Source organism: Microcoleus sp. D3_18_C2 (assembly GCF_036702395.1).
In the GTDB taxonomy this organism is placed as follows: Bacteria; Cyanobacteriota; Cyanobacteriia; order Cyanobacteriales; family Microcoleaceae; genus Microcoleus.
On record NZ_JAUBTG010000028.1, the window covers coordinates 45,860 to 71,766 of the forward strand.

Annotated in this window: 23 protein-coding genes; 13 read left to right on the top strand and 10 right to left on the bottom strand. The window is 45.2% G+C overall.

Features of this window, described 5'->3' with window-relative positions:
- The 3 genes from QUA88_RS17485 to crtB all read left to right on the top strand — a co-directional run.
- The coding region (locus QUA88_RS17485; protein ID WP_333272879.1) for a hypothetical protein at nt 1-201 on the top strand (201 nt) is incomplete at its 5' end.
- 219 nt (nt 202-420) lie between these two features.
- Complete coding sequence (pds, locus tag QUA88_RS17490) at nt 421-1,794, top strand: 15-cis-phytoene desaturase (protein WP_333233707.1); 1,374 nt, start codon at nt 421-423, stop codon at nt 1,792-1,794.
- Nucleotides 1,795-1,885: 91 nt separating this feature from the next.
- Nucleotides 1,886-2,815 carry a 15-cis-phytoene synthase CrtB gene (crtB, locus tag QUA88_RS17495; protein WP_333056666.1) on the top strand — a complete coding sequence of 310 codons (930 nt, stop codon included), beginning with the start codon at nt 1,886-1,888 and terminating at the stop codon, nt 2,813-2,815.
- A 154-nt stretch (nt 2,816-2,969) separates the two neighbouring features.
- Here crtB and QUA88_RS17500 read toward each other — a convergent pair whose 3' ends face one another.
- Together QUA88_RS17500 and QUA88_RS17505 are read right to left on the bottom strand one after the other, a co-directional pair.
- Nucleotides 2,970-3,446 (bottom strand): hypothetical protein, encoded by a 477-nt coding sequence (locus tag QUA88_RS17500; RefSeq protein WP_333056667.1) that lies wholly within the window; start codon nt 3,444-3,446, stop codon nt 2,970-2,972.
- 414 nt (nt 3,447-3,860) lie between these two features.
- The gene (locus QUA88_RS17505; RefSeq protein WP_333272882.1) at nt 3,861-6,707 is read right to left on the bottom strand and encodes a valine--tRNA ligase; all 2,847 of its coding nucleotides are present in this window, start codon (nt 6,705-6,707) and stop codon (nt 3,861-3,863) included.
- A 160-nt stretch (nt 6,708-6,867) separates the two neighbouring features.
- On the opposite strand from QUA88_RS17505, the gene QUA88_RS17510 reads away from it, so the two are divergent.
- Together QUA88_RS17510 and QUA88_RS17515 are read left to right on the top strand one after the other, a co-directional pair.
- The gene (locus QUA88_RS17510) at nt 6,868-7,203 is read left to right on the top strand and encodes a hypothetical protein (RefSeq protein ID WP_333056669.1); all 336 of its coding nucleotides are present in this window, start codon (nt 6,868-6,870) and stop codon (nt 7,201-7,203) included.
- A complete protein-coding gene (locus QUA88_RS17515) occupies nt 7,196-7,570 on the top strand; it encodes a type II toxin-antitoxin system RelE/ParE family toxin (RefSeq protein ID WP_333056670.1) in 375 nt (124 codons plus the stop codon). Before QUA88_RS17510 ends, QUA88_RS17515 begins: the two co-directional genes overlap by 8 nt.
- Before the next feature lie 318 nt (nt 7,571-7,888).
- Here the strand turns inward: QUA88_RS17515 and QUA88_RS17520 are convergent, their stop codons facing one another.
- Entirely contained in the window at nt 7,889-9,541 is a 1,653-nt protein-coding gene (locus QUA88_RS17520; protein ID WP_333272887.1) for an FAD-dependent oxidoreductase, read from the bottom strand.
- A gap of 58 nt (nt 9,542-9,599) precedes the next feature.
- Here QUA88_RS17520 and QUA88_RS17525 point away from each other — a divergent pair, with 58 nt between their 5' ends.
- From QUA88_RS17525 to QUA88_RS17535, 3 genes are read left to right on the top strand one after another with little or no spacing between them, the layout of a single operon-like run.
- Nucleotides 9,600-9,770 carry a hypothetical protein gene (locus QUA88_RS17525; RefSeq protein WP_333272890.1) on the top strand — a complete coding sequence of 57 codons (171 nt, stop codon included), beginning with the start codon at nt 9,600-9,602 and terminating at the stop codon, nt 9,768-9,770.
- A gap of 41 nt (nt 9,771-9,811) precedes the next feature.
- A complete protein-coding gene (locus QUA88_RS17530) occupies nt 9,812-11,482 on the top strand; it encodes an AAA family ATPase (RefSeq protein ID WP_333272893.1) in 1,671 nt (556 codons plus the stop codon).
- 44 nt (nt 11,483-11,526) lie between these two features.
- On the top strand, nt 11,527-12,723 hold the full coding sequence (locus QUA88_RS17535; RefSeq protein WP_333272896.1) for a 5-methylcytosine restriction system specificity protein McrC: 1,197 nt from the start codon (nt 11,527-11,529) through the stop codon (nt 12,721-12,723).
- A gap of 91 nt (nt 12,724-12,814) precedes the next feature.
- Here the strand turns inward: QUA88_RS17535 and QUA88_RS17540 are convergent, their stop codons facing one another.
- Nucleotides 12,815-13,819 (bottom strand): phosphoribulokinase, encoded by a 1,005-nt coding sequence (locus QUA88_RS17540; RefSeq protein WP_333056675.1) that lies wholly within the window; start codon nt 13,817-13,819, stop codon nt 12,815-12,817.
- Nucleotides 13,820-14,683: 864 nt separating this feature from the next.
- On the opposite strand from QUA88_RS17540, the gene petH reads away from it, so the two are divergent.
- The 4 genes from petH (at nt 14,684) to QUA88_RS17560 (ending at nt 19,445) form a co-directional block, all read left to right on the top strand.
- Entirely contained in the window at nt 14,684-15,889 is a 1,206-nt protein-coding gene (gene petH / locus QUA88_RS17545; RefSeq protein WP_333056676.1) for a ferredoxin--NADP reductase, read from the top strand.
- 125 nt (nt 15,890-16,014) lie between these two features.
- A complete protein-coding gene (locus tag QUA88_RS17550) occupies nt 16,015-16,773 on the top strand; it encodes a Uma2 family endonuclease (RefSeq protein WP_333272899.1) in 759 nt (252 codons plus the stop codon).
- A gap of 132 nt (nt 16,774-16,905) precedes the next feature.
- Nucleotides 16,906-18,222 carry a homoserine dehydrogenase gene (locus tag QUA88_RS17555; RefSeq protein WP_333208217.1) on the top strand — a complete coding sequence of 439 codons (1,317 nt, stop codon included), beginning with the start codon at nt 16,906-16,908 and terminating at the stop codon, nt 18,220-18,222.
- A 371-nt stretch (nt 18,223-18,593) separates the two neighbouring features.
- A complete protein-coding gene (locus QUA88_RS17560; protein ID WP_333056680.1) occupies nt 18,594-19,445 on the top strand; it encodes an alpha/beta hydrolase in 852 nt (283 codons plus the stop codon).
- Between the two features lie 17 nt (nt 19,446-19,462).
- Here QUA88_RS17560 and QUA88_RS17565 read toward each other — a convergent pair whose 3' ends face one another.
- Nucleotides 19,463-19,588: a hypothetical protein gene (locus tag QUA88_RS17565; RefSeq protein WP_333056682.1), complete on the bottom strand. Its 126-nt coding sequence runs from the start codon at nt 19,586-19,588 to the stop codon at nt 19,463-19,465.
- Nucleotides 19,589-19,617: 29 nt separating this feature from the next.
- On the bottom strand, nt 19,618-20,502 hold the full coding sequence (locus tag QUA88_RS17570) for a PhzF family phenazine biosynthesis protein (RefSeq protein WP_333056683.1): 885 nt from the start codon (nt 20,500-20,502) through the stop codon (nt 19,618-19,620).
- 92 nt (nt 20,503-20,594) lie between these two features.
- Between QUA88_RS17570 and QUA88_RS17575 the strand changes: the two genes are divergently transcribed.
- Complete coding sequence (locus tag QUA88_RS17575; protein WP_333208218.1) at nt 20,595-21,149, top strand: Uma2 family endonuclease; 555 nt, start codon at nt 20,595-20,597, stop codon at nt 21,147-21,149.
- Nucleotides 21,150-21,235: 86 nt separating this feature from the next.
- Here QUA88_RS17575 and trpE read toward each other — a convergent pair whose 3' ends face one another.
- From trpE to QUA88_RS17595, 4 genes are all read right to left on the bottom strand, one after another.
- The gene (gene trpE, locus QUA88_RS17580) at nt 21,236-22,816 is read right to left on the bottom strand and encodes an anthranilate synthase component I (RefSeq protein ID WP_333054695.1); all 1,581 of its coding nucleotides are present in this window, start codon (nt 22,814-22,816) and stop codon (nt 21,236-21,238) included.
- Nucleotides 22,817-22,962: 146 nt separating this feature from the next.
- Nucleotides 22,963-23,823 carry a GNAT family N-acetyltransferase gene (locus tag QUA88_RS17585; protein ID WP_333054696.1) on the bottom strand — a complete coding sequence of 287 codons (861 nt, stop codon included), beginning with the start codon at nt 23,821-23,823 and terminating at the stop codon, nt 22,963-22,965.
- Between the two features lie 173 nt (nt 23,824-23,996).
- Nucleotides 23,997-24,422, bottom strand: coding sequence for a photosystem I reaction center subunit II PsaD (locus QUA88_RS17590; protein WP_333054697.1), 426 nt, complete (start codon nt 24,420-24,422; stop codon nt 23,997-23,999).
- A 299-nt stretch (nt 24,423-24,721) separates the two neighbouring features.
- A complete protein-coding gene (locus QUA88_RS17595) occupies nt 24,722-25,222 on the bottom strand; it encodes a peptidoglycan-binding protein (protein WP_333054698.1) in 501 nt (166 codons plus the stop codon).
- Nucleotides 25,223-25,907: the final 685 nt, after the last annotated feature.

A 25,907-nucleotide genomic window follows, 5' to 3' on the forward strand; every position in this document is an offset into this window, starting at 1 on the left:
TTTGAGGCAGGGGTTTCAACCCTTGCCGGACTGTCGGGTAGGCGGGAGGACTGTCGGGTAGGCGGGTTTAACGTGTTTGTTGACACCTATGGGCACGGTGCGGTGTCCTCTTTCCTCCGCCAGTCTTCTCGCTTACCCGGCAGTCCGCCAGGGAATGAATTCCACGGGGCTTATAGCGAAAGTCCTCTGAAAGAGGACTGAAGAACTCATTAGTCCTCTTTGAGAGGACTTTTGCTTTGAGGCAGGGGTTTCAACCCTTGCCGGACTGTCGGGTAGGCGGGAGGACTGTCGGGTAGGCGGGTTTAACGTGTTGGTTGACACCTATGGGCAGTTCCTTGTCCCTACAGATTTCCCAAAATATTGTAACGAGTTGTAAAGTATAATGAAAACGAAGCGAACACAGAGGCCAAGTAGTATCAAATGCGAGTTGCGATCGCCGGAGCAGGCTTAGCAGGACTTTCCTGCGCTAAATATCTTACCGACGCGGGCCACACCCCCATCATCCTAGAAAGTCGGGACGTACTCGGCGGCAAAGTGGCCGCCTGGAAAGATGCAGATGGCGACTGGTATGAAACCGGCCTCCACATCTTCTTCGGTGCATACCCGAATATGCTCCAACTCTTCAAAGAACTTGACATTGAAGACAGGCTGCAATGGAAAGAGCACTCGATGATTTTCAATCAGCCGGAAACCCCCGGAACCTATTCCCGCTTTGACTTTCCCGACCTTCCTGCCCCCTTCAACGGCGTCGCAGCCATCTTGAGCAACAACGATATGCTCACCTGGCCCGAAAAAATCCGCTTCGGTATAGGTTTGATTCCGGCGATGCTTCAGGGTCAAAACTATGTCGAAGCAATGGACAAATACTCGTTTTCCGACTGGCTGAAAAAGCAAAACGTCCCCCCCAGAGTCGAAAAAGAAGTATTCATCGCCATGTCCAAGGCGCTCAATTTCATTGACCCCCACGAAATATCGGCAACCATACTGCTGACAGCCCTCAACCGCTTCCTGCAAGAGAAAAACGGCTCGAAAATGGCCTTTTTAGACGGTAGCCCCACAGAGAGGTTGTGTCAGCCGATGGTAGACTACATAACTGAGCGCGGTGGTGAAGTACGGCTGAATGCACCCATCGGGGAGTTTTTGCTCAACGATGACAACACGGTGCGGGGCTTCCAGATTCGGGGAGTAAAAGGGGCAGAGTCAGAAATTCTGACCGCCGATATTTACGTTTCCGCGATGCCGGTTGACCCGCTGAAGTTGATGATGCCGAAACCTTGGGGCGAAATGGATTATTTCAAACAGCTCGAAGGTTTGGAGGGAGTACCCGTCATTAATGTACACTTGTGGTTCGATCGCAAATTAACTGATATCGACCATTTGCTGTTCTCGCGATCGCCCCTGCTGAGCGTCTACGCCGACATGAGCAACACCTGCCGCGAATATGCCAACCCAGACAAATCAATGCTGGAACTGGTTTTAGCACCGGCCAAAGACTGGATCGGCAAATCTGACGAAGATATCGTCGCAGCCACAATGGTCGAGTTAGAAAAACTCTTTCCCGATCAAATCCCAGAACCAGCCAAACTGCTCAAATATCACGTAGTCAAAACCCCTCGTTCCGTCTACAAAGCAACTCCCGGACGCCAGCAGTGCCGTCCCACACAAACAACTCCCATTAGCAATTTCTATCTAACGGGGGATTATACGATGCAGCGTTATCTTGCGAGTATGGAAGGTGCCGTGCTTTCTGGTAAGCTGACAGCGCAGGCTATTTCGACGGCCAATAACAAATGAAAAATTAAGAATTTTTCATAAAGACGTAAAAAATCTCCCGTTTTCTAAACGGGGGAAAATCAGTTCTAATCTTTAAATTTCTTATTCTCGGATGCTGCAACTGTCAAAACTCCAGTGCATGAGAACTCTGGCTTCTGTGGATGACTCTTACGAACTGTGCCGCCAAGTCACGGCGAGTTATGCCAAAAATTTTTATTTAGGCACTCAACTCATGCCCGAAGCCAAGCGTCGGGCGATTTGGGCGATTTACGTCTGGTGCCGCCGCACCGACGAACTCGTAGACGGGCCGGGTTCTGATGCAACGACCCCTGAAACCCTCAATCTGTGGGAAAAACGGCTAGAATCGGTGTTTGCCGGCCATCCTCACGACGACTACGACGTAGCGTTGGTGGATACGCTGTCTCGTTTCCCGATCGACATTGGGCCGTTTCGAGAGATGATTGCGGGCCAGCAAATGGACTTGTACCGCAGCCGCTACGAAACTTTTGAAGAGCTCAATCTTTACTGTTATCGAGTAGCGGGTACTGTAGGGCTGATGTCGATGTCTGTCATGGGTGTAGGCGAATCGAACTCCGCTGCTAACTGGAATTGGCACTGGGGGAATAGAATTCCCAAAGAAGAAGCGATAGCCCTGGGTATTGCCAAGCAGTTGACTAATATTTTGCGCGATGTCGGAGAAGACGCCCGTCGCGGCCGCATTTACATTCCCTTAGAAGACTTAGCCTTGTTTAACTACACCGAAGAAGATTTATTCAACGGTGTAATTGACAACCGCTGGCGGGAATTGATGCGGTTTCAAATTCAGCGAGCTCGCAAATTATACGCCAGCGCCGAACCCGGAATTAAAGTGCTCAGTCCCGATATTCGCTGGACAGTTTGGGCTGCTACAATGCTCTACAGCAGAATCTTAAATGCGATCGAACGCAATCAGTACGATGTGTTTCAGAAGCGCGCTTATGTTAGCAATTCTCAGAAACTGCGGTGTCTCCCCGCTGCTTGGCTGAAGTCAAAAGTGCTTTAGTCGCGGGCCGTATTGCTGGCGATTCAGCAACTGGTAAGGGGTATTTGTCAAGTTACAAATTATATGATGTCCAGCAAATTGCATATTAGGTTAGTGGGGACGCGGTAGTGCCGTGTTCCTACGTTTGGTGTGTTAATTTAAATCAAATTTTAAGTCAAATTAGTGGAGTAGCGGGCGGAATAGGCAATTGGGCGATCGAACTTTCCAACAATTGCTTTTCCTGCTGGAGTTTTGCCTCTAAATTTTGAATTTGTTCTCGGCGGGCTTCAACTTCAATCAAGCGGCGAGACAATTCTTGACTCTGCAAAGTGAGAGATTGCCGCCAATCTTCGGCTTTCTGGGCTTCTTGCTGCAAAAAATCGGGAGTAAAACCTGTTGTTAAATATTTTTCTACTAATTGTAGTACCCAGTTTGTAGCTGCTTGAATATGCAAAACCTGGCTATTTTCGTCAACATTTGCTAATACTAGCATTCCTTCATTTAAAACATTTTGATCTAAATCTGACGGTACTGTCAAGAGAGTTTCTTTACAAAGCATAGCCCAAGTATCATCAGAATTTTGGCAAGCCAGCAATTGCAGACTTATCTCGCCTAAAATTTCCTTCTTTTGTACTTGGGCTAAATATAACATGAGGGTAATTAGTAATTGGTAATTGGTGATTAATTGCCCGTGTTAGCACAATTGGTTCTATTATTGAAACCAAATTTGTAGGGGCGGGTTCGCCAACCATTTATGGTAAACATCAATAATACTATAAACCCGCCCCCGCCCACCAACAATAAAAATGTACGATGAATTTAGAGGTAAAATTGTGATGTAAATAATGGCTGAGGAGAGGGCGGGTTTACGAGATTGTTTGTGTATTTCATAGATGGCTGGTTAACCCGCCCCTACGGGATTTTGGGATGTTTTTATACAGCGATCGCCCAGCCTAATAAAAATGATAATCTCCTCAGAAACCGGGTTTCTTTCAATATTTTTCGTTACTCAACCGAAAAATTCGTAGAAACCCGGTTTCTCAACCCACCCGCGACTAATGACTCCTTAAAACAACTTTAGCCGATCGCGCAAAATTTCCGCTTGTTTTTGGGCTTCCGCCAAAGCATCCCTCGCCCCCTGAACCACATCAGGAGTAGCCTTATCCACAAACTTCTGATTAGTCAAGCGCGCCGCACTATGCTTAATTTCAGCTTCCACCTTGCTCAACTTCTTCTCTAATTTAGCACGCAAAGCCGCCAAATCCACCACCCCAGCCAGGGGAATCAATACTTGCACAGTACCGACAACCCCAGCAATTGACCCCCCTTGCCCCCCCTTACCAAGGGGGGGATTAAGGGGGGGTTCTGCATCCAAACTAGCAGTAACTGTCAGATTTTCGACTTTTGCCAAATCCTGAATGTAAACACCTCCATCTGAGATGATTTGGCGTTCTTTCTCGCTTTCGCTTTGCAAAATCGCCGTCACCTTCACACTGGGTTTGATATCAGCATCTGCCCGCAAATTGCGAATAGTGCGAATTGTACCGAACAACAACTCAAACTGCTGTTCCAAATCAGCATCAATTAGCGAGATATCAGCTTCAGGATAAGCTTGCAAAGCCAAACATTCGCCATCACCTGTTTGAGTCAGAGTGTGCCAAATTTCCTCAGTAATGTGCGGCATAAAAGGATGCAGCAGTTTCAGAATCCCTTCCAACACAAAAGCAAAAGTTTGCTGTGCCATTTTCTTAGAATTTGGTTCAGCATCCTGTTGCAAGCGAGACTTGACTAACTCAATATACCAGTCACAGAAATCGCCCCAAATAAACTCATAAAGTCCCTTCGCCGCTTCCCCCAAACCGTAATTTTCCAAACAATTGCGGCTTTGCTGCACAACTTGATTGTAGCGAGAAAGAATCCAGCGATCGCACAATTCCAACCCTTCCTCTCTCCCCCCCTCAACAAGGGAATCTTCTTCTCTCCCCCCCTCAACAAGGGAATCTTCTTCTCTCCCCCCCTTAGTAAGGGGGGGTTGGGGGGGGTAAGGAATTCCCAATTGTTGCGGCGTCTGTCCCTCCAAATTCATCATCACAAACCGCGCCGCATTCCACAACTTATTCGTGAAATTCCGGGAAGCTTCCACCGATTTCGATTCATCAGTTTTGCGATCGTACTCCATGCGAATATTTTGACCGGCCCCAACCACTTCCTTAACCAAAGTGTAGCGCAAAGCATCAGTACCGTACTTACCAATCAACAGCAGCGGATCGATACCGTTATTTTTACTCTTAGACATTTTCTGACCGTTTTCATCCAACACCAAACCGTGAATGTAAACAGTATCAAAAGGCATCTTTTCAGTAAAATGTCCTGCCATCATCGTCATTCTAGCAACCCAGAAAAAGATGATATCAAAACCTGTTACCAAAGTAGTTGTCGGATAGTAAAACTCCAAATCATTAGTTTCGTCAGGCCATCCCAGAGTTGAGAAAGGCCACAACCCAGACGAAAACCAAGTATCCAATACGTCTGGATCTCTGGCTAACTCTACGTCATTACCAAATTTAGCCGTAGCTTTTTCCTTAGCTTCAGCTTCAGTTTTCGCAACTATAAAAGGTGTCGTATCAGTAATTTCGCCGTTAGTTTCGCTAACAGCATACCAAGCCGGGATTTGGTGTCCCCACCACAATTGGCGGGAGATACACCAATCCTTCAGCTTCACCAACCAATCGCGATAAACCTTTGTCCATCTCTCAGGAACAAAGACGGGTGAGTTACTTTGATCTAATGCTTCTAAAGCACGCTGAGAAAGAGGATCTATCTTCACAAACCATTGCGTAGATATCAAAGGTTCGACCGGAACCTTGCCGCGTTCGCTGTAGGGAACAGTATGCTTATAATCTTCTATTTTAACCAAAACCCCGTCAGTTTCTAACCGCTGCACCACATTTTTCCGGGCAACAAATCGGTCTTGTCCTTGGAACTCTCCGGCATTTTCATTTAAAGTGCCGTCCTTATTCATGATGTTAATAAACGGCAAATTGTGACGCTTACCCATCTCGAAGTCATTCGGATCGTGGGCGGGTGTCACCTTGACACAACCAGTTCCGAAAGTCGGATCGACAAACTCATCAGCAATGATGGGAATTTCGCGATTTGCGATCAGCAAAGTGACAGTTTTACCGATAAGATGCTTGTAGCGATCGTCCTGTGGATTCACCGCCACCCCAGTATCCCCCAACATCGTTTCCGGCCGAGTCGTCGCCACCTCCAAATAACCAGAACCGTCCGTCAAAGGATAGCGGAAATGCCACAAATGGCCCTCAACTTCCTGTTGGTCTACCTCCAAATCCGACACAGCAGACTGACTAGCCGGACACCAATTCACCAGGTAATTGCCGCGATAAATCAGCCCCTCATCGTACAGGCGGACAAACGCTTCTAAAACCGCAGCGGATAAGCCTTCATCCATCGTAAAGCGTTCACGCGACCAATCAACAGACACGCCCAAACTGCGTAATTGATTAGTAATAGTATTGCCCGATTCAGCTTTCCACTCCCAGGCCCGTTCCAAGAATTTTTCTCGGCCTAAATCGTGGCGAGTTTTGCCTTCTGCTTTGAGTTGCTTTTCCAGAATAGTTTGAACTGCGATGCTAGCATGATCCGTTCCCGGCAACCACAGGGTATTGCGTCCAGTCATGCGGTGATAGCGGACGAGGACATCAATCAGCGTCTCTTCAAAAGCGTGTCCCATGTGGAGGCTGCCGGTGACGTTGGGCGGCGGGATAACTACGCAGTAAGGTTCGCCACCTTTTTCGGGGTCAGCTTTGAAGGTTTGGTTGTCTTCCCAGTATTTTTGCCACTTGGCTTCGGTGGCTTGGGGGTCGTATTGGGGGGGTAGGTTTGCGGTCATTGGCGAGAGGGTGCAGGTTTTATATATAAGATTGTGCCACAGCGGGGGGAAGAGAAGAGGTTTGAACCGCAGAGGGCGCAGAGGCAGAGGGAAGAGCGATATTCCAGGCGGGGCGGGTTTACGTTAAAATCAAGGTAAAATTAAAAGGTTTGATGGGATTATGAATGTAGCAGCACTTCGACATCAAATCGATCGATGGCTCGATCGACTTTCTCCAGAACATCTGGCATTAGTTGCGAGTTTTATAGAGTTTCTAAGCCAAAAGCAACGTCAGGGGGTAATCATTTCGCCAAATAATCTGCCAGAGGTTTTCTCAGCAGAAATCCAAGAGATGCCTCCTGCTAATTCTTTTAGTATTCCAGAACCCTCAGAAATTGACGGAGAGAACCAATCTAAAGCAGCGCTTATACAAGATTTTCGGCAAGCTTGGCACGAAGCCATGACTGGGCAAACCATTTCGGTTGCTCAAATGTGGGAAGGAATAGAAAATGACTGACTTGCCCTTAATTCAAGTTATAGTTTCACCAACCTTCAATCGCAATTTACGCACTCTTGCAAAAAAATACCGCAGCATTCGCAATGATATTCAACCCATTATCGAACAACTCACACGGGGAGAACTGCCAGGAGATCGAATTGCTGGAGTGGGTTATGCAGTCTTCAAGTTGAGAGCCCGAAATAGCGACACTCAAAAAGGTAAAAGTGGTGGATACCGTTTAATTTACTACGTCCAAACAGCAACGGGAATCATTTTGCTGACCCTTTACACCAAATCCGAACAAGTCGATATTGCAGCAGAGGATATTCAGAACATTATTACAGAATACGAGCAGCAGCAGAGCGAAGATCGAGAGGATATCTAAGAGTTGGGGAATCTTGCGCCGTCGAATATGAGGTTTCGACATCTTCAGTGGTTAAATCCTTTTAATATCTTATTTGACATAAATTCCTAATCCAAAACCTGCCTTCTCTGGGAGAAAGCCACGATTCTGCAGAGAAACCGATTTTCTTTTTGCCTTAGTCCTACTGGTAAAACAAATTGCAATAATTAAGAATCGCAATGAATAACAGTTATCAAACTCCAGGAATTGCGTTTTTTGTTCTCAAACTTAAACAAAAGTTTCTAGTTTGTAGGCCTGGTTTAACATAGTTTAGCAACACGGGCGACTGCTATATGTCGATTATTTCACTTCCTTATAATCCACCCCATAACTCGTATCTCTCCCCGACAAATACGTCGTTTTCCCCGTTAAAGTCTCCAGAGTTTTTTTCGTTTCAGCCGAAGTAATCGAATTCAGCGGCACGCCGAACTTGCTAGCCAAACCAGCCGCCACGCCCACACCTTGTCCTTGATAAATATTCACCGTCGCAATTCGCCCGACGGATACAGCCATACCGACATAACCGGACGATCGCCCGACAATGGCTAAATTATTCACTTTGCTAGCCAAAGCGCTTTCTATCCCGAAATTATACACTGGCAGCGGCGGAATTCTCGTAGATAAATGCTTGACTCCGCCCCGCATATCGAAATCGTAGGAAAAACTGCCGATCGACTTTCCGGGTACTGTTCCCCCTTTGATAATCTCCTTCCCCGTTAGCGGATCTACCACCTCGCGAACGTTCAAACTTTGCCTGATATAAATCTCGTCTGGAATAAATACTCTCACATCTTTACCCGACTTCTTTTGTAGCCAGTGTTGGAGATGTGACATTTCTTTAATCATCTCAGGAGTCGGTTTTCTGCCGTTAGCTTCCATCTTCATGATTTGGTCAACTTGGTATTTAAACAGAAACCCGTTCCAGGACAGCACATTTTTGTTATAAACGCAGACATTGCCTTTATCAAAAAAGAATCCTTTATTTTGACTAAAGGGCAGATTTCTATCTATGTGATACGCTGCTCCTATAGCTACACTTCTGATGTCGTAGCCGTCTGTATATGGCTGATAAATCGTACTCCAAAAATTCTTCAGCCAGAATTTTGTACTGGCTGGATCTTTATATTTTGTAATGCTTTCTTTAATCTTTTTTACCAAAGGCCGATTGTATAGAATGTCATCTTCTATTCTGCGGAATTCGGACATCGTTATACCTGTAATTGTCGGAACTACAGAGACTGCTAAAGTTTCATTTTTGGATTTTATATTTTGAGATTCATATCCTGTATAATAAGATAATCCGGCTTTTCTGGCTAATTCAGCGTCTTGAGTTACGTCAATAAAAGAGTTGGCTTTAATTCTTAAGCTACTGCCTTTTACTTGGGCATATTCGATTTTTTTATCTACGACGTGGGGAGTAAGAGTTGAGTTGGAAATAACTCTGACTTTTGCTGCTGAAAGCATTTGTCTGAGAGCTTGATCTGCCCTTTTTGGGTCTAAGCAAGATTCGCGCGCATTCGCTTTATCTAAGAATTCTTTAAAACATTGGGCGTAGGGTTGGCGTTGCCAATTGGGGATTTTATCTAAATCGATGTAAGCTAAACCGCCGCGGGTGAGTAAGCCGCCCAAAGGATCTCTTCCGTAGGTCGATCGCACGATCGCAACTTTGCCCTTTGGGCCTAAAGTTTTCTTCGCCCATATCGCCGCACATATCCCCGGTACTTCATCGCCATACACTACTACATCAAAGGTTTGCTCTGGTGGTTTTTTGGGAGTTACCGGAGGCGGGCTGCTGGGTTTTTGCTGCAGAGTTCCATTGTCTAAGGTGGCACTTGCTGGGTTTCTATTTGCGATATAATTTTTTATTTCTCTGAAAGGGGGAGAGTTAAGTAAAAGTTCTAGGGCGGCAAAGATGATTGCAATTGAAGCTAGTTTCTTGAAAGTAGAGAGCATTCAGTTGACTCGTTTATAAATTTGCATTACCTGAAAGCGCAGTTCAGGGTTTACGCAGTTGAATATAGCACGTTTAGATTGTTTCGACACAGTTTTAACTTTTCCGGGAACTGTTGTTAGCGGTTTTGCCTGTGTTACTGGTTTGGGAGGGCTATTGATGTGGGTAAGGATGGTGGGTGCGATCGTATCTCAGATATCTGGTGTCGGGAAGGGCGATCGGCTACAATAATTTAAGAATAACAATTGAGTCACCTTAAACATACAGAAAAAATGGAAAAAGTTTTTGTACATCCTGAATGTCCTTTTTCAGCAGAGACATTTAACCTATTATCAAAAAAATATGCAGGTCAAAGCCCTGATTTTTACATAGCACACACAAAAGATAGATTAAAATATGTAGAAGAGCCATTAAACTATATTTTAAGCCAGGTAGAAGAGCAGTTGCCTGATTTTATCAAAGAATATATAAATATCAAATATGAGGGCTTTGGCTCTCGTACAGCAATAGGTGATTTGAAACCGACAGGCTACAGTATAGTTTTTTATTTAAAAAATATCATTTCTACTGGGCGTTGTATAAGTCGTGCTCAGTTAATGCTGAATCTTGAAAACCAGAAATTAACTTTGGGGTTTTATTCCCAAACTGACAATTTTGAGGTGTTGAAAAAAAAACGCATCTACCCTTATATATTTCATAAAAATCTAATCGAACCCCTTACACGTTATCACCTTCCAAATAATTATAGCTTCTCTTTGACTCAGGAAACAACTGATTTTAAATTTAACAAGTGGGCTTGTGATTCCATAAGTGCACCCGAAAAGAATTTCCATGGACTATTAATAGATATAATTTGTTCAGATGATCCTGATATTATATTGTCTGGACTTAAAATAAAAGATACTAAAATTCAGATTGAAACATCACTTAAATCACAAGAACTATTAAGATATTCTGCTAAAAAAATAATTATAAAAATAGCACAAGCATTTAAAAAACTATTCCCATTATTTTTTATATTTAATTTTTACGCTGACAACAAGTATTTTACTCCAATTATTCTAAGTGAATATTTTTCAGTATATGAAAAAGAATTTAATCCAGTGTATCAACTAGAACAAATTTCACAAACTACTGGTCTTAAAACAACCCAACTAACCCAATGGATACACACCATTAACCGCAAAGGCCAAACCATCATCCAAGGCCCGCCCGGAACCGGAAAAACCTTCCTTGCCCAAAAACTCGCCCAACACTTAATCGGCGGCGGTGACGGTTTCTCAGACATTATCCAATTTCATCCAGCTTATACTTATGAAGACTTTATTCAAGGCATCCGTCCCCAAAGTCAAGATGGGCAATTAACTTATCCAATAGTTCCCGGTAGGTTCCTAGAATTCTGCGAAAAAGCCGAAATCTGTGAAGACATTTGTGTTATCATTATTGATGAAATTAATCGCGCAAATCTATCTCAAGTCTTTGGCGAGTTAATGTATCTCCTAGATGACCGACAAGACACAGCACGCTTTATTACACTAGCCAGCGGTAAACTATTTAGAATCCCTACAAATGTCCGCATTATCGGCACAATGAACACCGCAGACCGTTCTATTGCCTTAGTCGATCAAGCCCTCCGCCGCCGCTTCGCATTCATTCCTGTCTATCCAAACTATGAAGTGCTGCGACAGTATCACCACAGAGAGGAAACAGGTTTTCCAGTTGATAAATTAACTAGCATTCTAGAAGATGTCAAGCGCGCAATTAACAACAAACACTATGAATTAGGCATCTCTTTCTTTTTGACAAAAACCTTAGCTGAAGATATCCAAGATATTTGGCAAATGGAAATTGAGCCATACCTAGAAGAATATTTCTTTGATCAGCAGGAAAAAATGGATGAATTTCTCTGGGATAAAATTAAAGACAAATTAAGCAATTCATAATCTAACGCTACCATTATTACCGAAAACACGGCGTTACAGCATCTATGAAACCAGAATCGCCCCAAATGATCGAACTCACAGAATATAAATCCGAAAGCTTTGAACGAGATTTTATCCCGGAATCAGTAGGACAAAAAATATACCAGAATTATGCCAAGGAGATAGATATAGAATTTCCCAACCCTAAAACTAAATATAAATGGGAATTAAAATCTAAAGGCAGAGTTGGTAATATTCCAATTACTCCAGAATTTAACATTTTTATCCGCCCAAAAGTTCCGATAACAAACTTATTCGGAATGCTTGACTATGCCTACAAACTTAATATCAATTTTCCGAAGGGACAGATTGAGTGCGAATCTTTAGAACAAGTCTATGAACGATTAGCTAACATTCTTGCCCACAAAATTCTAGAACGCTGTCGCAAAGGATTATATCGCGATTACTTATCCAAAACAGAAAAACTCGCCTACATTCGCGGCCGCGTCGATTTGCGGTCAGCCCTGCAAAAACCTTGGGATGTTAAACTAAAATGCCACTATAACGAACAAACAGGCGACATCGAAGATAATCAAATACTCGCTTGGACACTCTTCATCATTGGCCGCAGCGGTTTGTGCCGTGAATCTGTTTCATCCACTGTGCGAAAAGCCTTTCACGCACTCCAAGGATTTGTCACATTAAAACATTTTAAATCAGAAGCTTGTATCGATCGCACTTATCACCGTTTGAATCAAGATTATCAACTTTTACACGCCTTATGTCGATTCTTTTTAGATAACACAGGGCCAAGTCACGAAACTGGCGATCGCGAAATGCTCCCTTTTCTCATAGACATGGCTAAATTATACGAACAATTTGTCGCTGAATGGCTCAAAGCAAATACACCAAAAGGCTTTGAGGTCGAATCACAATACCCAGTTAAACATGACAAAGATTATTTCGATGAGATTGACTTAATTATACGCGATATTGAAACAAATGAAATCCTGTACGTCCTCGATACAAAATACAAAGCTCCCAATAGAGTAGGCCGTGATGACCGTAATCAAATAGTTGCTTACGCAAATGCCTTAAATTGCCAAAATGCAATTCTCGTTTACCCGCAAGACCTCACAACGCGACTAGACATAAAACATGGCGCTATCCGAGTTCGCAGTCTAACTTTTTCCCTAGATAGCGACCTGAATGAAGCCGGAAAAACCTTCTTAACCTCTCTACTTCCAAACACCCTCCCCTAACTCTACTCTGCGCCCTCTGCGCCCTCTGCGGTTCATTTCTCCACAAAAAAAGAGGCGCAATTGCGCCTCTCAAATCTTTCATGTCTGCGTTCTAAACACTCATAGCCACTTTCGCTTCTTTCGCAGTCAACTTCTCGTAAGTCGCCCGCATCTTCAATCCCACTAACACTTGGAACAAACCAGTTCCATTGTTAGAACCAGGATATTCGCGGTGCTGGAGCAACAGGTGAGTTAACTCGCCTTCATACTTCGCAGAAGTCTTGCTCAAATGGCTTTCGATGTAAATAACTTCTTCGAGATTCTCGAATTGACCATCTACTTCCAAAATCGAGACTTCGTGACCGTAGAAAGCATCGGGCCCGTAGTACATCTTAATTCCGGGATAGGAACAAGTCAGCTTGCGGCCGCAAGGAACCCAGTTAATTGTTGAACCTTCGTCAAACAAATACGCAGGCTCAAAATTGGCGATGCCTTCGCGCTGGATCATCTGCACACGCAGAACTTTCCGCTCCTTGTCATCTTTGATCAAGTTGGTCGGCAACACTTGAATTACCACATCAGCATATTGCTTTTGCGGGTCGATGTAGGCCGTAAAATCCGGTTTGCGAGCATTGATCGCAAACAGCACGTCTTCGTAACGGTGGCCCCGTTCCGCCATGTCGCGCTGGATTTTCCAAGCAATTTTTACCTCGTCGCTGATGTCGAGGTAGACGCTGAAGTCGAGGAGCGATCGAACTCGCTCGTCGTACAGCGGATGCAGCCCCTCAATCACAATCACGTGATTCGGCTCTACCCTTTCGGGCGGGTCGATCATACCGGTTTCGTGGTTGTAGATCGGCTTGTCGATCGCGTGACCTTCTTTGAGCGCCTTCATTTGCTCGGCCATCAGGTCAAAATTGTTAGCTCTGGGGTCAAGGGCTGTAATCCCTGTTTCCTTGCGCTGCTTGCGATCGAGACTGTGATAGTCGTCAAGGCAGATTACAGTCACGAAATCTTCCCCGAACAAATCTGTCAATCGGCGTAAAAAAGTAGATTTTCCGCATCCGGAATCTCCGGCAACGCCAATTAAAACCACGCGATCCGGCTTACTTGTCATAGTTTCCCTCTAACAAAATCACTGTTTACTAACTAACTCAAGTCTAGATTCCACAAAATTTCAGCCCGCAGGTAGCGGCAAGCAGGCTTTGTGCTGCTGTGCTACCGCGATAGCATCGAGTTCTCACCAGCATACAGCAGTGAGTTGATTGCCTGCCCGGGAAGACCCAAGCAATCTTCAAGGCAAGTAATTAATAGCTTGTAAAAGTATAGTCATTTATGTATGACATGGGAGGCGTGAATCCCTCCCCTTTCTTTTTTACTTCGAGCGGATTGACCCGCCTGGGCTGAACTACGCAGCTCCCTATCCCATCGCACAAGGCATTTGGGATTGCTTGGGGCATAAGATCCTAATATCTATTAACACTAACTTTAGTAGTTGATCTTACCAGAATGCGATCGCCCACTACAAGCTCAACGTCGATAGATTTTAGATTTTAGATTTTAGATTGTAGATTGTAGAATTGACCCGTCAGTCAGCCTGGGAGTCATAAATCCAGGATCTTGTACCTGGCTGCTTTCGGTCAATAGGAGCTATTTGTTGCCCGATGCCACACTCCATCACCGATCGGCAATCAAAACGACTTATCGGGGCAGATCCCCCGATCGGGTAAAATATTGGCAGTACGCAGACAACAATAGCTATAGGTCAACAGCCGAACGCAAAGCGGGCTCGGTGAGCGCGGCGTTCGGCTAGTAGGGATTTGATACGCGAGCGATCGCAACTTCAACCTTCCCGCCGGCGTGGCGGGGCCCAAAAATTGGCGAGGCCAATTAGTCCCGATGGCCTTAAGAAAAAAGTAAATTGAGTCTAACGTCACATTCTCTTTCTTTATAACTCTGTATCGTGAAGGAAAATCAACCAATGTACAGCCCAAGCATATCTGGTGTGGCGGCCAACTCAGAATCAGGCAGCCGCATCTTTGTTTACGAAGTGGAGGGTATGCGTCAGAGCCAAGCAACTGACCAAATAAGTAACCCGATTCGCCGTAGCGGCAGCGTATTTATCTCCGTGCCCTACGATCGCATGAATCAGGAAATGCGCCGGATTGCTCGGATGGGTGGAAGAATTGTCAGCATCCGCCCCTCAAACAGCGCTCCCGAAACAAATGGCAAAGTCGCACCAGAAGCAGGGCTACAGAGTCAGAAATCTGGAGAAGAAACTAAGCCCATGACTCAAGCCAAGGAAAAAGTTCAGGTTCCTGTCAACCTCTACAAACCGGCCAATCCCTATATTGGTAAGTGCATTTCTACAGAAGAATTAGTCAGAGAAGGCGGCGACGGCACAGTTCGCCACGTCACCTTCGACATTTCTGGAGGCAATTTGCACTATCTCGAAGGTCAAAGTATCGGGATTATTCCTGATGGCACGGATAAAAACGGCAAACCTCACAAAATTCGGCTTTACTCGATCGCCTCCACCCGTCACGGCGACAACCTCGACGACAAAACAGTCTCGCTGTGCGTGCGCCGCCTAGAGTACAAAAGCCCAGAGACTGGCGAACAAGTGTTCGGCGTTTGTTCGACTTTTCTCACCGGTTTGCAACCGGGGGATGATGTCAAAATCACCGGCCCCGTAGGCAAGGAAATGTTGTTGCCCGACGACGAAGAAGCCACCATTATTATGATGGGTACCGGTACAGGTATTGCTCCTTTCCGGGCTTATTTGTGGCGGATGTTTAAAGAAAACAATCCCGATTACAAATTCAGAGGTTTAGCTTGGTTGTTCTTTGGAGTTGCTTACACTCCCAACATTCTTTACAAGGAAGAGTTGGAGCAATTGCAGCGCGAGTTCCCCGATAATTTCCGCTTGACTTATGCCATCAGCCGCGAGCAAAAGAATGTTGACGGCGGCAAGATGTACATTCAAAACCGGATTCAAGAGAACGCAGACCAATTGTGGGAATTAGTTCAAAAGCCGAATACTCACACTTATATCTGCGGTTTGAAGGGTATGGAAGGCGGAATTGATGAGGGAATGTCGGCCGCGGCTGGCAAGCACGGTGTTGACTGGGCTGGCTATCAGAAACAGTTGAAGAAAGAGCACCGTTGGCACGTTGAAACTTATTAATGTGTTACCTGATTTAATCTGATTTGTAGGGTGGGCTGAGCTCGCCCTACAATTGTTTTAAACAGTTGTTTTAAACAGTAGTGTAAAATATGAAGTAAGCTCACCGAGAAAGGGAGATCGCTGACATGACCCTAATTTCTACCCAACAACTGACCTTTAAAGAGTATCTGGACTACCAGGGAGAATCAGGTGTTTGTTATGAATTATATCGGGGCAATCTGATTGAAAGGCCAACACCTACAGCAATACATATCAAAATTTGTGAATTTTTAGTTTATCAGTTCCGGCGCTTCTTTGCAGCACACAACCTCCCGCTAGTTGCAATTGTCACTACCGCAGTCCGAACTGAGGAAAACTCTTCTCGCGTTCCTGATGTTGTGATTTGCACTCAGAGTCTGTGGGAACAAGTCTGTACCCAACCTGGTTCCGCAGTCTTGGACTTTGAAGAAAAACCGCTGTTAGTTATCGAAGTTACCAGTCAAAATTGGCGGGACGACTACATTCGCAAACGGGCAGAATATGACTTAATTGATATCCCTGAATATTGGATTGTAGACCCCAATTTACTAAAAATACGAGTGTGTAGCCGTCCAGAAAATGAAGGCAGTTATTCTCACCAGGAATTTTTGCCGGGACAGCAAGTTCAGTCTGTACAGTTCGCTGAATTTATTTTATCGGTTAATCAAGTGCTATCTCCGCCGCTAGTAGAAGATTTAATTCGAGAAGAAGAAGCACAGCGACAGCAGCTAGAACAGCAAAATCAGGAACTAGAACAGCAAAATCAGCAGCTAGAACAGCAAGTTAATAATGCAGAACGCCAGCGGGCCGAAAGATTGGCCCAGCGACTCCGAGAAATGGGGGTAGACATGGATTCAGAACTGTGAATTGTCATCTCAAATTAGATCCCCGACTTATTAAAGAAGTCGGGGATCTGGATATTGAGCTTACTTAAATGACAAATTGCTTGATTAGCATACAATGATTGTAGGTTAATTGAGTTTCTACGGGTCAAAGTCGTGGCTTTCAAAATTGGTTTGTTAGGTTTGGGTACAGTTGGCGCGGGAACAGCAGAGATTTTGCTCTCCCCAGATGGCCGCCATCCGCTGTTGCAGGAATTGGAAATTTATCGGGTGGGAGTGCGCGATATTTCTCGAACTCGGTCTTTACAATTGCCAGAAAATGTGCTGACAACTGACCTAGAAGCGATCGCAACTGACCCGGAAATTGATATTGTAGTAGAATTGATTGGCGGATTGGAACCGGCGCGATCGCTCATTTTACAGGCTATTGCCAGCGGCAAGCACGTCGTCACTGCCAACAAAGCAGTTATCGCCCGCTACGGGAATGAAATCTTCGAGGCCGCCAACAAAAAAGGCGTTTACGTAATGCTAGAAGCTGCTGTCGGCGGCGGCATTCCAGTCATTCAAAGCCTCAAACAATCTTTAGGTGCAAACCGCATTAAAAGTGTCACCGGCATCGTCAACGGCACAACTAATTACATCCTGACGCGGATGCAAACAGAAGGCGCAGACTTTGCGGAAGTGCTCGCCGACGCTCAGCAATTAGGTTATGCTGAAGCTGACCCCACAGCAGATGTAGATGGATTAGATGCGGCCGATAAAATTGCTATTTTAGCCTCGCTAGCTTTTGGCGGACGCATCAAATTAGCAGATGTTCATTGCGAAGGTATCAGAAAAGTTAGTGCGGCTGATATTGACTACGCCGACAAGCTGGGATTTGTGATTAAATTGTTGGCTATTGCTCGAGAAACCTCCCGCTACAATGGCAAGCAAGCGGAGGGAGAAAGCGAACTGCTGTCAATTCGAGTGCATCCGAGTTTTGTGCCGAAAACTCATCCGCTGGCGAGTGTTAACGGGGTTTACAATGCAATTTTAGTCGAAGGAGAGCCGATCGGGCAATTGATGCTGTACGGGCGCGGCGCCGGTGCGGGCCCAACAGCTAGCGCAGTAGTATCAGACATCATGAATGTCGCGGCTATCCTGAAAACCGAAACTGTTCCGATTCCCCATCCTTTGCTGAGTTGCAGTCACCAACACTACTGCAAAATTGCTCCGATGCAGGAACTTGTTACTCGCTTTTACGCCCGTTTTCTGACGGGCGATACTCCGGGGGTAATTGGCCAACTCGGCACTTGTTTCGGCAACCACAAAGTTAGTTTGGAATCAGTTGTGCAGACGGGAATTCACGGCGATTTAGCAGAAATTGTCGTCGTGACTCACGATGTTAGGGAAGGGAATTTTCAACAAGCACTCGATGAAATTCGCGCGATGGAAGCAGTCGATAGTATTGCTAGCACGTTGCGAGTTTTGTAAAAGTGATTTGCTAGGGGCGGGTTTTACATAGAATATTTGCTAAGAATTGATAATCTATAAAACCCGCCCGAACCGAACCAGATATCATCATGTACCGGGTGCTTGTAGGGGCGAGTTTTACAAACAATAATTGCCTGAAACAAACAATCTCGAAAACCCGCCCGAACCGAACCATAAATCATCATGTACATTTTTCGATGCGATGCAAATTTCGGGTTGACGTAGGTTATCGGTGGTGGGGGGCGGGTTTATCTAGATTGTCGGTCATCGTTAGATATGGTTGGTGAACCCGCCCCTACCAAATCTGGGTAAAGGTATTTTGCAAAAATACCGGGTTTTCCCCCCACAATCAGTTAGAAATGAGATTTGGGATGAAAATAACAAAATCAGATTTTGTCGATCGCCAAACGGGAAGGCATTTGCTAGATTCCCTGTATGAAAAGTTTGCTAAACCCCAACTGCACGATACTTTTAAACCCAATAATCCTTCAATTTACATTCGGCACGGGGAAGGGCAAGTTATTGATGGAAATTATATCATAGAAAAAGTGTTTGAAGACTCTCGGACGGGTTTTTATGCTGAAAGTCGCGTTCCCATTTCTGGCAATAACCCACCTGTTTTAGTGATTCGCGGCTACGGTTCTTGGTATCCTTTCGATCGCGTTTTGGAAGATACGCCCGATGTATTTATGGCAAAACTAGAACGCCAGTTAAAATCGGCGCAAACTGCGGGTGCTATTGATTGGATCAAGCAGCAATTTCACAGCGGGAATCCGCCTGATGTCATCGGAGAAAGTTTGGGCGGCAAAGTTGCTCAGCAAATAGCAGCAAAATACCCGGATTATATTAGATCCACTGTAGTTTTTAATTCTTTGGGCGTTTCGGAAAAGTTAGCTAAAACTTCCACGGCTAACAATGTTTTTCACTACTTTACTTTAGGCGAAAGGTATGCTTTCTGGGCAAATGAAGGTGATTACATACCGGGAACGATTTTTGTGATTTCCCAAAAGGGTAACAACTGTTGTTATAAAATCGAAGAGGCGATCGTCCGAATGGCGCGTTTTGAAGGCAAGTTTCTCAAAAGGCGCGCGATTGTGGCAATATTGGCTCAGTTGCTGTTGCTAAACAGACACAATGCGATCGTCCTCAACAAACGGCGGCCAGTAGTCGTTGAGATCGATCGCACTCAATTGCAAGTTTTCCGAAAAAAGCGCTTTGTTTAAACTCAGACAGAATGGCTTCAGGCCGCAGATGGCTGGTTTTCCCGCGCTGCGACTGCAGGAAGCAGACAAAGTGCTGCGATCGCTATTAGCAAAATTGTAACATCTCGATCGCCAAACAAGCATCTAAATCTAGCTGCGTGCATCTGCGGTTAATAATTCTCTGTTAAAAATTCTACACAAATTCTCCCTTAGCAACCATCACCACCTTACCGCCCACCAAAACTGCTATTTCCCCTTCATTTTGGGCGGCTTGTAACAACAGCAAAGAAGGTCGATCGATTTCATAACCCTGCTCAACTCTGACATCAATCTTTGCTGACCCATAATAAGCGTATTCTACCAAATATCCAGCCAAACAGCCGTTAGCGCTGCCAGTCGCCGGATCTTCAGGAATCCCTAATGAATGGGCAAAAACTCGCACGCTTAAATCATTAATGTCGCTGTAAGTTTCTGGGCAAAATATCAAAATTTCTTTCGCTGACATTGTATCAACTAGCTCAAAATATTTATCTAAGTTGACCTGAGCTTTTTTGAGCGAAGCGAGAGTTTTTAATGGGACAATTATAAACGGCACTCCGGTCGAAACTTCTTGAATTGGGAAGTTGGAATCAATTTCATCTGGTTCTAAATTCAGGACATTTGCCAGACTTTCGGCTGATAAAACTTGACCAAAACTAGGCGGGTTTTGTCGCATCCACAAAATCTCTGCCGATTCATTTTGATAATTAAAAGTAACGGGAATTTGACCGACGGCTAGATTGAGAATTACTCGATCGACCTTTTCGCGAATAATCTCTTGCTGCAACACAAACGCAGTCCCCAAAGTCGGATGACCGGCAAAGGGCAATTCCTTCTTGGGCGTGAATATCCGCACGTCATAGCCGCCATCTCGCGGATCGGGCGATCGAATAAACGTAGTTTCTGAATAATTGATTTCCCTCGCTATCTGTAGCATTTGGGCCTCAGATAGTTCGGCAACTCCCGCACCGCAAAATACAGCTAGTTGATTGCCAGCATATTTTGACTCCGCAAACACGTCAACTATATAAAAATTCATAATTATGCCTTTGGTAAAAGTCTATAACTGATATGTTACATCGATCGCAAGACAGCCGTTAAAATAACAATAAAAACATAGGAGTAATCGCCGTGAGCGTCACGACTGTAAAATGGACGGTTGCAGACTACCACCGCATCATTGCAGCCGGCATTCTGGAAGGGCGAAACGTTGAATTAATAGGTGGAGAAATAATCGAAATGGCTCCCGAAGGAGAATCTCATGCTTACTCTAGCGATGAGGCTGGAGAGTACCTAATTTATTTGCTGGGCGATCGGGCTAAAATCCGCCAAGGTAAACCGATTATCTTGCCCCCAAGCAACTCCGAGCCACAACCCGATATCGCTGTAATTCAACGTTTGGGACAAGATTACCGAGAACATCATCCCTATCCAGAAAACATCTTTTGGCTGATAGAATACTCGGATCATACTCTTAGCAAAGACTTGGGAATCAAGAGCAAGATTTACGCGGAAGCCGGCATTTCTGAGTATTGGGTTGTCAATTTGCGAACTAGGGAATTAATAGTATTTCGAGAGCCTACCAATGAAGGATATCAATCGAGAGAAACTCTGACTCAGGGTAATATTAATCCGCTGGCTTTTCCTGATGTTGCAGTTTCGGTCACTCGAATATTAGGGGCTTAGGTAAATTGGACAATAATGCAATAATTACTGCTGTTTTCTTGTTACCAGGCTCTGCCTGGTAACACAGATCCAGAGGCTCCGCCTCACTATTTCAAACAGCGAATTGCTTCCAACATTCCCCTGGCTTTATTGAGCGTTTCTTCGTACTCCATATCCGGGTTAGAATCAGCCACCAAACCAGCACCTGCTTGCACAGAAACCGAATGTTTGTCACCACCTAAAGAACGAACAACCATAGTCCGAATCGCGATCGCACTATTCAATTGTCCCTCAAAATCATAATACCCGTAAACCCCAGAATACGGCCCCCGGCGACAACCTTCCAACTCGTGCACAATCTCCATCGCCCGAATCTTAGGAGCACCGCTAACCGTACCCGCAGGAAAACCAGCTTTCAACAAATCCCAAGCTGTCTTATCCTGGGCCAATTCTCCCACCACATTGCTCACAATGTGCATCACGTGAGAATAACGCTCAATTTCCATTAATTCGTCAACTTTTACAGTACCGTTTCGGCAAACTCTTCCTAAATCGTTCCTGCCCAAATCAACTAACATGACGTGTTCCGCAATTTCCTTCGGATCTTGCAGCAATTCAGCAGCCAAAGCATCATCTTCTTGAGGAGTTTTACCCCGACGGCGAGTGCCGGCAATGGGTCGCAAAGTTGCTATCTTTTTGCCATCAGCAGTATTTTCCGCCTTCACCATAATTTCGGGACTCGAACCGATAATCTGCCAATCTCTGAAATGAAAATAAGCCATGTACGGAGAAGGATTAATCAGACGCAAAGAGCGGTAAAGTGCAAAAGAATCGCCACTGTATTCAGCCTCTAGTCGCTGCGAAATAACTACTTGAAAAATATCTCCGGCTTTGATATAATCCTTAGCTTTTAAGACATTGGCACAATACTTTTCACGGCTAATATTGCTCGTGTAAGCCAATTCTGTATTTCCGGTTGTGGAACGGGCATCTTGCCCGTCCTTATCTCTTGTGGAACGGGCATCTTGCCCGTTATTGGGAGGTGTCCATTCTATGAGAGTAGATTGGCGGGAAAGCGGCGATTGCAGCTTCTGAACTAGCTTGCCAACGCGATCGCACGCTTGCTGATAAGCATCGGCCAAATCAACGCCAACCTCCCGCAAATCCGCATAGGCGACGACCCAAATTTTCCGCTTCACCTGGTCGAAAATCAGCAAATTATCAACCTGCATCCACAACCCATCCGGCAAATCATTCTCGCTGGCTGGATGCACGGGAACTCGCGGTTCTATCCACTTAATTAACTCGTAACCCCAAAAACCAAATAACCCGCCAATTCCCGGCGGTAACTGCGGCAATTTGACCGGTTGATAAGACTCCAAACATTCAGTTAAAGCCGCAAACGGATCGCCTGTAAATACTTTTTCGGAACCGTCGCGGTAAACTTGAGTTGTGCGAGATCCCTTAGCCTCCAAAATCCACAACGGATCGCACCCTAAGAAACTATAACGCCCAAGTTTTTCCCCACCTTCCACTGACTCCAGCAGAAAACTGTAAGGTTGACCCGCACAAACCCGATACCACGCAGACACCGGCGTATCCAAATCAGCAACCCATTCTTGATACACGGGTACAAAATTGCCTTGTTTCGCCAGTTCCGAAAATTGTGAGAAATCGGGGAATATCATATATATCAGAAGGAAGAAGGAAGTTCGGCAACGGATTATGTAACGGATGTAACGGATGTAAAGGATAGAAGGAAGAAGAAAGAAAGAAGAAGGAAAATGCAATCCTGGCAATAATTTCAGCGATTAAAAGCGTCCTAACCGTCTTGTCAATAAACAAAAGACGGAAAGCAACAGCCATGAGGCTGCTGGTACTCGCCAACCGCCATCACCGCCATCGGCTTGAGGGCGCGCAGCCCCTCTTGCAAACACCAGCGAAACAAACTTGCGTAACGCATCGGCAAGTGGAAAGAAACCTGTGCTTCGGAACTGTACGCGGCCGCCCCCAAGAGCAAAGCCTGCATATCCGCCTCAGTTTCTGCGACGCTGTGGCTCAAAGCCGACACCGCACAAGTATAAGCCACAATCCGACCTTGTTTGCAAGCAACGAAGGGAGAAAAGAAATTCACGGCGTCTTCAATCTCCGAAATTCGATCGCACCTGTATAATTTCTTGCACAAAGCGGCACATTCACCAACATCCTCACTAGCCATCGGGCGCACCTCAAACCCATGGGGCGGCTGGCTGCGAAACTTCCCTTCCATTAACACGAAAGCTTCCTTCACCTCAAAACCCAAAGAAGCGTACAGCGACAGCGCAGCCAGATTAAAAGATTCCTGAACCAAACGGATGCCCACAGCGTCCTGTCCCCGTTCCAGCAAAGCTTTCATGATTTCCCGTCCCGCGCCGCGGCCTTGAAAAGTTCGATCGACACTGACGGGCCCGATACCGCGAATCGGGTTGCGTTCGTCCATAAACCCGCAGCCGACAACCGCACCCTCACTCTCGGCTACTATGCCAAAAAACAACGGACTTTCGATCCGAAGACCAATAATTTCAGTTGAAAACTCCAGCGTCGGAAAATCTGTAGGGAATTGATGGCGATCGGAAATACATTTAAAAGCTTCATAATTAATGCGGGCGCAAACATCGATATCCTGATGAGTTGCTCGCCTGATTACCAGATTCATGGTTAATGTAATTATTAATTTTTATTAAATTTTAATCGCATTTGAAGTTTGCAGTGGCGATTGGGCGATAAAGAAAAAGCTTCTGCCGTCCAAGCGCTACTACAAACTATAAAATGCAAGCTGAGCTTTTCAGGACATACTACCCGAAAATAGCTCAGCAATTCGCTCAAAACCTAAACTTCGTAGGTTTTTTTACCAGTGAACTTGACCTTAATCGGATTGGGATTGCTGCCAATATTGCGGTCAATCTTACCGTTGTAGGGACGACCTTCGTTCACCTTCTCAGGGAACACGCCATCTTTGGGATGCAGGTACTCAGTAGAACCGTCGGGAAACACGCGGTAAATTTTGTAGTTCGAGATTTTGAATTTAGCCCGCAGTTGCTGGCCGCCCAAAGCGATGCACTGCTCCTTCCGGGGCAGATACAGCAGGTTGTCACCTTGACGCATGATTGCAGCGCCGCCTGTAGGCATTTCAAACACCTGTTCCTTGGGGCTAGTCCAAGTGATCGCGTACTTCTCTTCAACTAGCGCCTTGGTCAGCAAGCCGCCGGTGCTGCCGCCGAAAAGAGGGGGTTGTCCAGTGAGTTCTTCTGCCATAAACATATCCAAAGGATTTTTACGGCATCGTATCATCATGAGGCGACACCGCTGTCGAAATTGTAAGGAAAGTTAACAGTTTTTTGCCGATCGATCTCTTCTGATAATTGATAATTAGTAATTAATAATTGATAATTGGTAATTTCCACCCAAATTATAAAACAAAATTAGGCAGCACGAATTACGAAAAAACCATCAAAAAAAAATAGCAATTATTCTGGTGCTTGTGGGGCACCCGAATAATCGCATATTCTCCCAATTTATCCCCACACACGATCGAACAATTTACCGCGTCAACCCTAAGTCAAGAACCAATTAGGGTCATAGCCGCGCGGGATTTGGCTCAAAGCAGTCCAAGTGTCTTGATTGACAATCCCATTGGCCTCAATCCCAAAGCTTTTTTGAAATGCGCGAACAGCTTTATCCGTCAAAGTAGCAAAGTCGCCGTCAACTTTACCGCCATAATGCTGGGAAGTTTTGAGAACTTCCTGAACAGTAGCGACTGCTTCCCCATAACTGCCGAATTTTAGTATCGGCATATTAACTGGAGCTCCAGTATAAAGCGCCTGCCAAGTCAGCGGCCCGACAATGCCGTCCGGCGACAAGAAAACCCGAAACTGAAACAGTTTCACAGAAAACTCAACTGCTTTGTTAAAAATTCCTTTAGCAGGATGCCGATAAAGTTGCAACTTGGTTAGCAGTTGTTCGAGTTCCAATACCGCTTTACCTTGAGAACCTAATTGTAGCTGCGGCTTTTTGGCCATAGGTTGAGTAGATTTCATCTGGATTGTAGGTGACATAATCGATTTTTCTAACCTCTAGGTTTGAGTATTCTTCTGGAAAAAAACTTTTTCCGGGCGAAACATTTGCATTCAAAAAATTTCACGAATCAACACTGGCGTCGGCAGTGCCTCAACAGATTCGAGCTACTTTTACCATCTCGCGACTTGTGAACAGGAGAGTTATACCATTTTAGATTTTAGATTTTATATTTTAGATTTGGCATGACTGATTACTATGGGGGTTTGCAGCTTACCTACAGTTTGATTCTTATTGTAAACTGGTATTAATTTTGGGCAGCATCCCTAGGTATTCCGTCGCCAAACCGGGTTTAAGACGGCAAGCGCATCCTGAATCTGTTTTGATACTTTCGATATTAAAGGTGAACACCGCGTGGTCACATCTCCTTTAAGGCTGATCTCACAGGGTGAGGATTGAGGCCGATCTCCTTGACCTTTGCATCAGAATTATTCATCTCTCTCTTCTCTTTCTCTGCGAGCTCTGCGTTCTCTGTGGTTAAATCCTTCCGATGCCATCGGCATTAATATTAGTCGTTAAGTCCGACAGGGGTTGAAACAAGAGCCTCATAGCTCAAGTCGTCTCAAGACGACTGTAGATTAGTATTTGATATCAAGTCCGGCGTAAATAGCCCCTCATATCAAATTTGTTAGCAGCAGATTTGATATCATGCCAGCGCAGCCGGAT